General features: G+C 43.7%; 11 protein-coding genes. 4 read left to right on the plus strand and 7 right to left on the minus strand.

Annotated features, from left to right (window positions below; genetic code table 11):
• Positions 1-15 precede the first annotated feature (15 nt).
• From I2H87_RS06385 to I2H87_RS06400, 4 genes are all read right to left on the minus strand, one after another.
• Positions 16-1,083 carry a protein-glutamate methylesterase/protein-glutamine glutaminase gene (locus I2H87_RS06385; RefSeq protein ID WP_054703323.1) on the minus strand — a complete coding sequence of 356 codons (1,068 nt, stop codon included), beginning with the start codon at positions 1,081-1,083 and terminating at the stop codon, positions 16-18.
• 112 nt (positions 1,084-1,195) lie between these two features.
• A complete protein-coding gene (locus I2H87_RS06390; protein WP_009266761.1) occupies positions 1,196-2,008 on the minus strand; it encodes a CheR family methyltransferase in 813 nt (270 codons plus the stop codon).
• A 39-nt stretch (positions 2,009-2,047) separates the two neighbouring features.
• The gene (locus tag I2H87_RS06395) at positions 2,048-2,527 is read right to left on the minus strand and encodes a chemotaxis protein CheW (RefSeq protein WP_054703324.1); all 480 of its coding nucleotides are present in this window, start codon (positions 2,525-2,527) and stop codon (positions 2,048-2,050) included.
• A gap of 24 nt (positions 2,528-2,551) precedes the next feature.
• Positions 2,552-4,636, minus strand: a complete 2,085-nt coding sequence (locus tag I2H87_RS06400) for a chemotaxis protein CheA (RefSeq protein WP_195609553.1) — start codon at positions 4,634-4,636, stop codon at positions 2,552-2,554.
• A gap of 89 nt (positions 4,637-4,725) precedes the next feature.
• On the opposite strand from I2H87_RS06400, the gene I2H87_RS06405 reads away from it, so the two are divergent.
• Complete coding sequence (locus I2H87_RS06405; RefSeq protein WP_195609554.1) at positions 4,726-6,144, plus strand: hypothetical protein; 1,419 nt, start codon at positions 4,726-4,728, stop codon at positions 6,142-6,144.
• Positions 6,131-6,478, plus strand: a complete 348-nt coding sequence (locus tag I2H87_RS06410) for an EscU/YscU/HrcU family type III secretion system export apparatus switch protein (RefSeq protein WP_195609555.1) — start codon at positions 6,131-6,133, stop codon at positions 6,476-6,478. The genes I2H87_RS06405 and I2H87_RS06410 overlap by 14 nt, the downstream gene beginning before the upstream one ends.
• Positions 6,479-6,565: 87 nt before the next feature.
• Here I2H87_RS06410 and I2H87_RS06415 read toward each other — a convergent pair whose 3' ends face one another.
• From I2H87_RS06415 to I2H87_RS06425, 3 genes are all read right to left on the minus strand, one after another.
• Complete coding sequence (locus I2H87_RS06415) at positions 6,566-7,192, minus strand: PilZ domain-containing protein (RefSeq protein WP_195609556.1); 627 nt, start codon at positions 7,190-7,192, stop codon at positions 6,566-6,568.
• Positions 7,193-7,379: 187 nt separating this feature from the next.
• Positions 7,380-8,861, minus strand: coding sequence for a flagellin N-terminal helical domain-containing protein (locus I2H87_RS06420; protein ID WP_195609557.1), 1,482 nt, complete (start codon positions 8,859-8,861; stop codon positions 7,380-7,382).
• Positions 8,862-9,077: 216 nt separating this feature from the next.
• Positions 9,078-9,704 carry a recombinase family protein gene (locus tag I2H87_RS06425; protein WP_009266753.1) on the minus strand — a complete coding sequence of 209 codons (627 nt, stop codon included), beginning with the start codon at positions 9,702-9,704 and terminating at the stop codon, positions 9,078-9,080.
• Between the two features lie 195 nt (positions 9,705-9,899).
• On the opposite strand from I2H87_RS06425, the gene I2H87_RS06430 reads away from it, so the two are divergent.
• Together I2H87_RS06430 and I2H87_RS06435 are read left to right on the plus strand one after the other, a co-directional pair.
• Complete coding sequence (locus I2H87_RS06430) at positions 9,900-11,375, plus strand: flagellin N-terminal helical domain-containing protein (RefSeq protein WP_195609558.1); 1,476 nt, start codon at positions 9,900-9,902, stop codon at positions 11,373-11,375.
• A 272-nt stretch (positions 11,376-11,647) separates the two neighbouring features.
• Positions 11,648-13,114, plus strand: coding sequence for a flagellin N-terminal helical domain-containing protein (locus I2H87_RS06435; RefSeq protein ID WP_009266752.1), 1,467 nt, complete (start codon positions 11,648-11,650; stop codon positions 13,112-13,114).
• The last annotated feature ends 122 nt before the right edge of the window (positions 13,115-13,236 follow it).

A 13,236-nucleotide genomic window follows, 5' to 3' on the forward strand; every position in this document is an offset into this window, starting at 1 on the left:
AAAAAAATAATAATATCAGGATGATTTTTTTAAATGATTTAGCAATACGGACGGGATCTGTTCGCAGCCTGCCTGGATAGATACCGCTCCGATATTGTAGGCAACCATCGGCATTCCGTAGACCACGCAGGAGGCTTTGTCCTGCCCGATCGTGAACGCTCCCTTTTTGCGCATTTCCAATAATCCCTCCGCTCCGTCTTTTCCCATACCGGTCATGATGATCCCGATCTTGTTGCCGACTACATTTTTGGCAACGGAACGGAATAAAACGTCCACAGACGGCATATGACCGCTGACCTTTTGTCCGGAAAAACAACGGACGGCATAACCGCCGTTTGCAGAGCGAACGACTTCCATTTGCTGGGAACCGGGCGCGATCAGCACAAGTCCGGGGCGGATCTGGTCGCCGTTTTTCGCTTCACGAACCTCCATCTGGCACAGTTTATTGAGGCGCTGTGCATACATGGCGGTAAATCCCTCGGGCATATGCTGTGTGATGACCATGCCGGGAATATCGGCAGGAAGCTGTTTTAAAACTGCAAGAGTCGCTTCCGTACCTCCGGTAGATGCGCCAAGCGCAATGACCGTGGACCGGAATGAAAGCTGTTTGCCGGCGAACAGAGGCTTTTTTGGCGCGGTAGTGGTAGAAGCGGCAGTTGATGTGGTCCGTTTACGGGAAGCACATCTTACTTTTGCAAATGAAGCGATGTGGATTTTGGAATTTAAAGCGGAGAAAAATTGTTCTTTGGAAACAATATTCATATCCGGTTTCCTTACAAAATCAACGGCGCCGGCTGAAAGTACATCGAATACGTTCAGATTCAGAGAAGATACCAGAACAACCGGGATCGGATGCAGAGGCAGAAAATCTTTTAAGAAGTCGATTCCGTTCAATCCGGGCATTTCCACGTCCATTGTGATCACATCGGGTTTTAAGAGCGGGATCTTTTTTCGGGCGTCATACGCGTTGAACGCGTATCCGACTACCTGGATATCCGGACAGGACGACAAATAGTCGATGATCATTTTACGAAATAAAGAAGAATCGTCGACGACGAATACTTTGATTGTTTTTGATGGCATAGTATCATTCCTTTCTTTACAAGTTGATCAATCTAAATAAGAAAAGAGAATGCCACACTTTCTCTGAAAGTTCAGAAAGACAGTGTGGCAACTACTGACAGGATTTTTTGGATTACTCTTTCCGGTAAGTTGCAGGTCGGAGATATTTGTAAGGCGTACTTTCTTTGTTCAGGCTTTCCGAATGACCGATCAATAAATATCCTCCCGGATTCGTAGCGTTGTAGAAACGGTTCACAAGGGAATTTTTTGTTTCCTGGTCAAAGTAGATCATCACATTCCTGCAAAAAATAACGTCAAATTTTAGACGAAAACGAATCGGATCCATAAGATTAAAAGTACGGAATATCACGTTAGATTTAATTTCCGGCGATACTGTGTAAAGTCCCGGCGAACCTGCGGAACGGAAATATTTACTTTTCCATCCGGCAGGCAGATTTCTTAAGGATGTCTCGTCATATACCGCGTTGGCTGCGGCTTTCAATGCATTCTGGGAAATATCGGTCGCAAGGACGCGGGTATCCCACATGGATGCTTTTGATCCGAGATATTCTTTTAAAATCATTGAAATGGTATATGGTTCTTCTCCGGAAGCACAACCGGCGCTCCAGATACTAAGCACACGGTCTTTTTTCGTCCGGAGCAGATAAGGCAGTATCACATCTGTAAAAAACTCAAAATGAGATTCCTCACGCATGAAGTAAGTGTAGTTTGTCGTAAGCTTGTTCAACATCAGTTCCAGATCTTCCGGTTTCTGGTTGCGGATCAGATGATCCACATATGCCTGAAACGACGGAAAACCCATGGATAAAATCGTGTTTGATAATCGTCCGAGAATCAACTGCTTCTTCTTTGACAGATCGATCCCATAATTCTGCTTGACAAATCGTACAAGGCGTTGAAAGTCAGTTTCGGTAATTGTTAGCATTGGTCGGACTCCTTTTTATGTATACTGAAGATATAAGGATCAGTAAACCCGGGCAAGCTGTTCGTGATCAAGAAAAAGGAGCACGGAGCGTTCGCTCAGCGAGATCATCCCATTGATCAGTTCCTGATGATTTTCCGTCGGAATAGGAGAAATCTGAGCTTTGTCAATGTCGATGACTTGCTGTACCGAATCTACAATGATGCCAAGGTTGGTATCATCAATGTTCAGGACGATGATACAGGTTGTACTTGTATAGTCGATGGACGGTTTGCCCATGCGGAGACGGATATCAATGATCGGGATGATCTGTCCCCGAAGATTGATGATTCCTTTTACATAATCCGGCACCAGTGGGATGATGGTGATCGTATGGTTGGTAATAATCTCTGTCACATAATTTGTGCTGACTCCAATGGTAAGACCATCGGACATAAATGTCAGAAACCGTTCTGTGGAAGTTGGAATATCCGTTACGGAATCCTCTGCGATGGAGTCAATTGCTGTATTTTCATTTGACATGGTCAATCCTCCGATTTCAGTAATTTAGTATTGATTTTCTGAGACAAGGTAGAGATTCAGGACGTCCAGTATGATACTGATGTTGCCGTCGCCCAGGATCGTACAACCGCTGATCCCGGAATCTTTGATGTTGAAATTGTTCAAGTAAGCAGGAAGCGGTTTTACAACAACCTGTTGCTCTCCAAGCAGCTCATCTACGAACAGACAGTAAGATTTGTCGCTCGCCTCTACCCAGATCAGAATACCGTCTTCGATATTCGTGATGTCTGTTTCGATATTGTATAAATCATGGATCCGGACGATCGGATAAAACTCATCCATACATTTGATGATCTCATTGCCGCTGGCGTCCAGAATGATGGATTCTTTCTCAGCTTTGAAAGACTGCCGGATATTGGCGATCGGGATCGTGAAGATGGAATTTCCGACAGAAATCTCCATACCATCTACGATCGCGAGCGTAAGCGGAATCTTCAAAGTGGTACAGCTTCCTTTTCCAAGTTCGCTGGTGATGGAAATGACGCCGCCGACCGATTCTACGTTCTTCTTCACAACATCCATGCCGACTCCACGACCGGAGAACTCGGTAACTTCCTCGTTGGTAGAAAAACCGGGAACCATCAGAAGAGATAAGATCTCTTTCTGGGAATATTCGCTGGCAGGCTTTGTGAGAAGACCGTTGCGCTCTGCCTTTTCCAAAATCTTTACAGTATCCATACCGCGGCCATCGTCCCGCACGGAAATAATGACCTCGCTTCCGGTATGCATTGCGGAAAGGACGATCTCTGCCTGCGCAGGCTTTCCGGCGGCGATCCGTTCTTCCGTAGTCGGTTCGATCCCGTGATCCATGGAATTACGCACAATGTGCATGATCGGATCGCTGATACTGTCCACGATACTCTTATCGACCTCGGTGTTCTCCCCTTCGATCGTAAGCCGTACGTCTTTATTTAATTTCTTCTTCATGTCACGAACGATCCGGTTCATCTTCTGGAACGTACCGGAGACCGGAACCATTCTAAGAGACATCGCGATGTCCTGTAAGTCATCGGTAAGCTTGCGGAGCTGTCGGGTAGACTTCAGGAAACTGTCCAGTTTCAGATTCTGGATCTCGGGAGAAGAAGTCACCATAGATTCTGTGATCACGATCTCACCGACGATCGCCATGAGGCTGTCCAGCTTGGAAAGACTGACGCTGATCAAACTCTGCTTTGCAGGAGTTCCGGAAGAGGACGCAGCAGAGGAAGCGCTGCCTGACGCAGGGGCGGAAACGGCAGACGGATGAGAAGCATTCACCTGTTCTTTTGGCTTTTCCGCTGTGTTTTCTGCCGGCGCAGACGCCGCAGCGTGATCAAGGACTTCAAAGGTAGAGACGCTGTTGATCTCCTTGATGACATTGACGGCAACCTCTGTCAGTTCCCGGGATTCCGGGCAGACATAAAAGCCGTGTTCCTGTATAAAGTCGATCGTGTCTGAGTTGCTTTCCACATCAGCAGGATAAAACAGGAATGGAATATCCATCTCCTGAAGCGCTGTGATCACCATGAATGCGCGCAGGTTCTCCATGCCGCATCCTTCCTCGAACATGATCTTGATATACTGCGGGTAAGTTCCCTCCGGAAGAAAATCAGGAGACAACGAACCGCTTTGCGCAGAAGAAGACTTCACGTCAGAAGCCGCTCCTCCGGTCTCTTTCGCGGAAGCGTTCTTCCCGCTGATTTTTTCTAAAAAACTATTAATATCTGTAATGACACTGTCGATATTAGTACTAAGGGGTTCATCGTTCTCCAGTTTTTCAACTTCGCCGCGCAGAGCGTCGGTTGACTGGAACATCAGATTGAACAGGTCATTTTTATGGGACTCGCTCATGGCATCAAGTCCATTTTCGCGAATATAGAAGAACAAGTCCTCGATGTGATGTGCGATCTCCATCAAAGGAGAGAATTCCATCATAGCAGAGGAACCTTTGATCGTATGCATAATGCGGAAGATTTCATTGACGTCGTTCGTTGTAAAATCTTCATTTTTTTCGGCTTCTATCAAAAGTTCATCCAATTGTTCTAATAAAGTGTTTGTTTCATAGAGATACATTTCAAGCATGTTATCCATAATATAAGCACCGCCTTATGTTTAATACATTTTTAATATCGTCAGGCAAATGTGAAAAGATAAGAGAAAATTATAGAGTAGGTGAAAAAATGTCAAATATTTTAAAAATTTCCACGCCAATCTCAGGGTATGAGAACAATGTGAGCAAACAGGATCCGCAGATGAAAAATGATGTCGGGATCAAAAATCCGGTGAATCCTGACAAGGTCGTGCGGGCCGACAGCCGTGCCGAATATGGGAATGAACGTGGCGTTCAGCAGGGACTTTCTTATGAATCGAACTTTGGCAATTTTGTCCGTACATTGGCAAATATCCCGCGGGCAAGCGAGATCATGTCGAAAATGTTGTTCTCGGGAATGAGAAACGTGATCGAAGCAGGGATCGGAACCGGCATGGCGGAAGAGATCCATATGCTTTTGGGAATGCTGGAGATGGATCCGCAAAAGTTAAAAGAATTTTTAAAGAGCCAGATGAATGGTTCCAATAAGATGAAAGGCTCTCTTTTTGAACTGCTGCGCGGCGTGATGAAAGAAGCGGGAAGTGTGGAACTCAAAGCGGGGATCCTTGACTTTTTGAAAAAATACAACGATATGTCTTCCGGAAAGCATATCATGACCAACATAAAAGGGGAATTAAAAGAGATTGAAAGCTATATGTTCCGAAATGAACGGGCAGGTCTGCAAAGACTGACGCAGCAGCTTCTGCCGCATAGTCAGGAGAACATGGAACAGAATATAAAGCTTTTGAAATCAGATATCATCCCATTTCTCGGAAATTATATTTCGGAGACGAGGAATCTGGGCAAGATCCGGGATTTGATCAACTTGCTGACGTTTAATACTTCTCGTTATGAGAATGGCAATCTTGACGGCGTGGTAGACGCGTTCAAACGGCTGTCTGATTTTCCGGCGTTCCGCAGACATTTTGCAAGTATGGACAGAGCGGAGATCCGGGAGCTGTTCCGGAATATTGATTTTGACCGCGCGGCAGGCAAGGAGGAATGGTCGGAGCAATTCCTTTCGTTACTCCGTATGGGAGCAGAGGGAAAAGCCGGGATTGAAAATAAAGAAGATTTTATGACGCTGCTCCATGGAATGTTGATCAATGAAAGCGTGTATATGCCGGTTCTGCATGTAACGCTTCCGTTTATCCTGGATGGAACTCCGGTGTTCTCGGAAATCTGGCTGGATCCGGATGATTCGTCGGGAGGTGGAGAGACGCCCGGAGAAAGCGGCGTGAAGTTACTTTTGAAATTTGACATGAAAGAAGTGGGATTTTTTGATATTTTCTGTTATTATGAGGAGGGGAAAATGGATCTTCTTCTTCACTATCCGGAAAATCTGCTTCCAAAGGAAAAAGAGATCCGTGAGGGGATCGCAGACATTTTGAAAAAGAATGGAATGGAGATCCGCTATCTGGCAGTAGAACAGGGAAAAGAATCCATTCCGGTGTCGGCTGCGTTCCCGCAGATTTATGAAAGGAGAAATATGGTAAATGTCACAATATGATACACTGGAACAAAAGGCAGTTGCGTTGAAATATGATGAGACACAGAACTCTGCGCCGGTGATCGTTGCATCCGGTATGGGATATGTCGCTGAAAAGATCGTCGAGATCGCGAATGACAATGGCGTCCCGGTTTATGAGGATAATTCGCTGGCTACGGTACTGACACAGATGAAGTTGGGGAAAGAGATCCCGCCGGAATTGTACCAGACGATCGTGGACATTTATGCTTATTTTTTAAGATATGTTCCGAAACATGCGGATGAGACACAAGAAGCAATACGAGAAGAAGCAACTGAGGAAGAAGCGCATAGCGAGGAAGCTAAGAAAAAATAACAGAATCAGGATCAAAAAGAGGGACTGCCTTATGCAAATACTGCGTCGGGCGAATGTCCCTCTTTTTCTTATGTAGATTTACCGGAATCACAGACGGCGGTGAGATTTACTCTGGATCAGATTTTCTTTAAAAATGAAACCGCGAAGAACAGATTCGGCTTGTTGGGCAAGATCCAGAAAACGGCATCCGTAACAGTAAACGCCGGGAGTTCTTGCAGGATATCTTTTCAATATGAGTGCGGTAATGAAAACCGGTTCAGCCCCTTTTGTAAATATAAAAGAAAAAGTCTTATCAACCTGAAACTCCTGGTCAGTAATAAATTTCAAACCGCCGACGCTGATGTCCACAACGGAAATCGTTGTATTTTTGGTGGTGCCTTGTGGAACGATGGTCAGAGGAAAAGAGAGGTCGATGCGGAATTCCGTACGGTAATCCGGTAAGTCCAAAGTCTCTGTCTCTGTTAAATACCATGTCCGGTTAGTCTGGGGAACATAAAACTCGTTAAAGACACCGGTTGTCGTACAAAGGAATGACGTATAGTCATTCGGGTCTTCACCGGGCATCAGATAGACTTGTTTCGGAAGTGGACTTTCCGGGAGGGAAGAAAAAATAAATGTATAGGAATCCAGATTACGGGTGTACTTTATTTTCGCAAGAAAACGGGAATCTGTTGTGTAGAGCATCCCGATTTCGGCATTGATCAATGGGTTCATATAAGTGCCTCCTGAAACTATGATATAAGCATATTATATCGAATATAAAAATAACGGTCAACAGCTTTCGTATTATCTATATGAGAGGGATGAACGGTTTATGACAAAACATGGGGGAAATATCTGGAAAAGGAAAAAGACTTCCGGGGAATCCCCGAAAGTCTTTTGATAAAATAGGGTGTGTATATTACTGTAATAACTGAAGAACTCCCTGCGGAAGCTGGTTTGCCTGTGCAAGCATAGCCTGAGAAGACTGAACAAGGATGTTGTTCTTCGTATAAGCCATCATCTCATTTGCCATGTCTACGTCACGGATCCGGCTTTCAGCAGCGGTCATGTTCTCAGCTGTTACACTCAGGTTGTTGATCGTGTGCTCCAGACGGTTCTGGATCGCACCCAGATCACCACGTGTAGAAGATACAGAGTTGATCGCAGATTTGATCTTGTCAACCGCCGCTTTTGCTCCTGCCTGTGTGCTGATGTCAATATCAGCAATTCCGAGTGCATCTGCGTGCATATCTCCAACAGCAACCGTCATCTGATTGAAGTCTGCGGAGGTATCTCCGATCTGAAGGGTCAGTCCGGCACCGTTCTTGGTTGCCGAGAAAACAATATCCTTATTGTTTTTCTCAAATTCGGCTTTGATTCCTGTGCCTTCTAACGCTTTATTTAAGTTAGCCAATGTTGCGTTGTTATCAACGCCGACAACAATAGCCGTTGCTCCTTTTGTAGTCGGATCGGTATTGGTATCTTTTACAAATTCATAGGTCTTTCCATTTAAAGTGATGGTGTCACCAGCTTGAATAGTTGTACCTGCATTTTCTGTCTGAACTTTTGCGTTTTCACCATCCGTACGACCACCTTCATCAACGTTGCTATTTCCAGCAGTTGTCTTTACATCTGTAATAGATGCACCGTCTTTACCTGTTACCTTGGATGTAAATACAACTTTATCGCTGTCTAGCTTTATATCAAATACAGAGGATAATTCTGAATTTTTAGAAACGGCAGCAAAAATATTTTTGGCAACATCTTCTTTGGAAGTGGTAGCATTTGTATATTTAACTTCAACAGAATGAGATTTGCCATCCGCATCTTTATATTCGATAGTTAATGTTTGTTCATTTGTATCCGCACCTTGTCCAGTAGCACTAATTTCAGAAGTTGCACCAGTTGCTGCAATTTCTTTTACCGTAGTATTAGCACCGCCAAGTTTACCTGCTGCTAAATCCAATTTTGTTGTTGACAAAGAACCATCCAGCAGGTTAATTCCGTTGAAGTTCGTGGAATCTGCGATACGGTTGATCTCAGATTTCAGAGACGCGATCTCTTTCTGCAGGTTTGCACGGTCAACCGGGTTATCGTATGTTCCGTTGGCGGACTGGTCAGCAAGTTCTACCATACGATTTAACATAGAATGAACCTCTGTCAAAGCACCCTCTGCTGTCTGTACGAGAGACACACCGTCCTGTGCGTTCTTCTGTGCTGTATTCAGACCGGTGATCTGTGCACGCATCTTCTCGGAAATAGCAAGTCCCGCTGCGTCATCACCGGCACGGTTGATTCTGTAACCGGAAGACAGTTTCTCTAAGTTTTTGGAAACAGCACTGTTGTTTCCGGTTAAGTTTCTGTAAGAGTTTAAAGCTGCAATATTGTGTTGAATTCTCATTGTAAAATTCCTCCTTGAATTGAAAGTGTTGTCGGAAATCCTTTTCCGGCTTTGCTACTGTCAGTGATTGTTATAAAGTAAAGAGGAATACTCCAGACTGCCGGCAAGTGTCTTGATAAGTACACCTTTTTGGACTTCATAAAATCACTGTACACCTATATTATCGTTAGGTAGATCAAAAACTTAAGTATATTTTTTAAGATTTATTTTTTTCTTTTAAAAGTTATGTATTTTGATACTTTGTTGTTTTTCATATTCTGAAATTTTTGTGTAGAGCGTACTTCTGCCTATATTACAAATCTCTGCAAATTCATGGATCGTTAGCTGCTTTTTTCGCCAACGCTGATAGAGTTCCGGGAAATTCTGCGGGAGTGCGCTTCGTGGTTTTCCAAATCTTACTCCGCGCATTTTTGCGGCGGCAATTCCTTCTGCCTGTCGCTGACGGATTGTTTCCCGCTCGTTTTGTGCTACAAAAGAAAGCAATTGTAATACGAGATCACTGATAAATGTACCTAATAAGTCCCTTGTTTTACTGGTATCTAAGAGGGGCATATCCTGGATCACAATATCCGCACCTTTTACTTTTGTGATGATCCTCCATTGTTCCATGATCTCTTCATAGTTTCGGCCAAGTCGGTCAATACTTTTCGTAACAATGATATCTCCGGATTTCAGTTTTTTTAACATGGACTTATATGCCGGACGATCAAAATTCTTTCCGCTTTGCCTGTCAATATAAATATGTTTTTCTGATATACCCGCATTTTTTAGAGCAATCAACTGTCGTTCGATATTCTGATCTTTTGATGAAACGCGGACATATCCATACGTAATGTTTTCCATATCATTTCTCCCTTGAGTGTTCTTAAGTGTTTGCAGATGATTCTCTGCACCTTTTTAAATGTCCAAAAAGGTGTGCCTAATCAGACAAGTGCCGGCAGTCTGTGTTTCACTTTTTACTATATAAAACTCACTGGAACAAACAATTACCGGAAAAGGATTTCCGGATAAGATTTTAATTCAAGGAGGAATTTTACAATGAGAATTCAGCACAATATCGCAGCATTGAACTCTTACAGAAACTTAACAGGAAACAACAATGCAGTAGCAAAAAATTTAGAGAAATTATCTTCTGGTTACAGAATTAACCGTGCCGGAGACGATGCAGCCGGACTTGCAATTTCCGAAAAAATGCGTGCACAGATCACAGGTTTGAACACAGCACAGAAAAACGCACAGGATGGCGTATCTCTTGTTCAGACAGCAGAGGGAGCTTTGACAGAAGTTCACTCCATGCTGAACCGTATGGTAGAACTGGCTGACCAGTCTGCGAACGGAACATACGACAACCCGGTTGACCGTGCAAATCTGCAGAAAGAAATCGCTTCTCTGAAAGACGAAATCGATCGTATCGCAGATTCCACAAACTTCAACGGAATCAACCTGTTAGACGGTTCTCTGTCTACAACAAAGTTAGACTTAGCAGCAGGAACACTTGGTGGTCAGGCTACTACTGTAAAAGAAATCCCAGCAACAGGAACAACCTCCGGAATCGCCGGACATGATAAGGCAGCAATTGGAGAGCATACATTGACTGTTGAATATGCAGACGAAAACGGAACTCTGCATAAAGTAGATGTAAAATACAAGATCGATACTGCTGATGATAAAGGAAAAGCAATCGACGCAATCTTAAAGGCAGTTTCTCAGAATGATACATTATCTTCTGTATTTAACATCACAAAAGATGCCGATAGCGTTAATTTTGAATCCAAAGTTACAGGTTCTAAAGGTGCAAAAGTCGTAAACGTTTCTACTACAGATGCTACATCTAAAATGGATGCAGATAAAGCTATCGACGGAGAAAATGCAAAAGTTCAGACTCAGGGTGCAGGTGCTAAAATCGCTGAAGGCGATACCATCACTTTAAACGGAAAGACATATGAGTTTGTAAAAGATGCAAGCACTGAGCCTACTAAAAAGGGCGCAACTGCTGTTGTTGTCGGAGCTGATAACAACGCAACTCTCGGAAACCTGAACAAAGCGTTAGAAAGCGCTGGAATCAAAGCTGAATATAATACCAACGACATCGTATTCTCTGCAACAAAGAACGGCGCAGGTCTGACACTTCAGATCGGTGATACTTCCGCAGATTTCAACCAGATGACAGTTTCTGTTGGCGATATGCATACAGCCGCTCTTGGAATTGCTGATATTGACATCAGCACACAGGCTGGAGCGAAAGCAGCAGTTGACAAGATTAAATCTGCAATCAACTCCGTATCTTCTACCCGTGGTGATCTTGGTGCGATCCAGAACCGTCTGGAGCACACGATCAACAACCTGAGTGTAACAGCTGAGAACATGACCGCTGCTGAAAGCCGGATCCGTGACGTAGACATGGCAAATGAGATGATGGCTTATACAAAGAACAACATTCTTGTTCAGTCTTCTCAGGCAATGCTTGCACAGGCAAATCAGCTTCCGCAGGGAGTTCTTCAGTTATTACAGTAATACATACACACACCCTATTTTATCAAAAAGGCTTCTGGGGATTTCTCAGAAGTCTTTTTCATGTATTCTTACATTTTTTATCTTATTATATGAAAACTCTTCGCATATACAGGATAGCTGCAATAACTTTCGGATTCTCTAAATATCTGTACTTATCAAGACACTTGCCGGCAGTCTGGAGTATTCCTCTTTGATTTTATAACGATCACTGACAGAAGCAAAGCCGGAAAAGGATTTCCGGATAGAATTTTAATTCAAGGAGGAATTTTACAATGAGAATTCAGCACAATATCGCAGCATTGAACTCTTACAGAAACTTAACAGGAAACAACAATGCAGTAGCAAAAAATTTAGAGAAATTATCTTCTGGTTACAGAATCAACCGTGCCGGAGATGACGCCGCAGGACTGGCTATTTCTGAGAAAATGCGTGCACAGATCACAGGTCTGAACACAGCACAGAAGAACGCACAGGATGGTGTATCTCTTGTACAGACAGCAGAGGGAGCTTTGACAGAAGTTCACTCCATGCTGAACCGTATGGTAGAACTGGCTGACCAGTCCGCCAACGGAACATATGACAACGAAGTTGACCGTGCAAACCTGCAGAAAGAGATCGCTTCCCTGAAAGATGAGATCGACCGTATCGCAGATTCTACCAACTTCAACGGAATCAACCTGTTAGACGGTTCTCTGTCTGCTACAAAACTTGACTTAAACAAAGCAAGTACACTTGGCGGAAATGGAATTACTGTTCAGGAAAATGCGGCAATTGCAGCGACATCAGAATTCACCGTAGGAGTGGGTGCGGATGGTCAAGAACATACACTGACTGTTGAATATGCAGATGAAAATGGTACATTGCACAGCGTTGATCTTAAATATACATCAGATACTAACGCAGCTACCAGTACGAAAAATATCAAAGATGCAATTGCAAAATCAGAACTTGCATCCGTTTTCGACGTTACTGAGAGTAATAACAAATTTACACTGACTTCCAAAGTTGCTGGTGAGGGTGGCGCAAAACTGACAGCAATTAAGACAACGGATCAGACTGGAACTGCTGTAAAAGCCGGAACGGTTACAGAGGGTAAGAATGCAACGGTAACAGCAAAAGGTCAGGGGGCTATTCAGGATGGCGATAAAATCACTCTGAATGGAAAAACCTATCAGTTCGTAAAAGATGCAGATACAGAAGTAGCAGATGGAGCAACCGCAGTTTTAATTGGTAAAACCAGTGATGATACAATGGTGAACTTGAACAAGGCTCTGGAAAGTGCTGGAATTGAAGCTACTCTAGCGACAAATGATATTACATTTGCAGCATTAAACAATGGAAAAGGTTTGACACTTCAGATTGGTGATACTTCTGAAGATTTCAACCAGATGACTGTTTCTGTTGGGGATATGCACACCGTAGCGCTTGGCATCGCTGATATTGACATCAGCACACAGGCAGGAGCGAAAGCAGCAGTTGACAAGATCAAGTCTGCAATCAACTCTGTATCTTCTACTCGTGGTGATCTTGGTGCGATCCAGAACCGTCTGGAGCACACGATCAACAACCTGAGTGTAACAGCTGAGAACATGACCGCTGCTGAAAGCCGGATCCGTGACGTAGACATGGCAAATGAGATGATGGCTTATACAAAGAACAACATTCTTGTTCAGTCTTCTCAGGCAATGCTTGCACAGGCAAATCAGCTTCCGCAGGGAGTTCTTCAGTTATTACAGTAATACATACACACACCCTATTTTATCAAAAAGGCTTTCGGGGATTTCCCGGAAGTCTTTTTTTCAATTTTTATAAAAGAGTTGACACGAAGAAAACACTGTCCGAAAGGGTGATTCTTTTTACA

Origin of the sequence: Mediterraneibacter glycyrrhizinilyticus (assembly GCF_015560805.1) — a bacterium.
In the GTDB taxonomy this organism is placed as follows: domain Bacteria; phylum Bacillota; class Clostridia; order Lachnospirales; family Lachnospiraceae; genus Schaedlerella; species Schaedlerella glycyrrhizinilytica_A.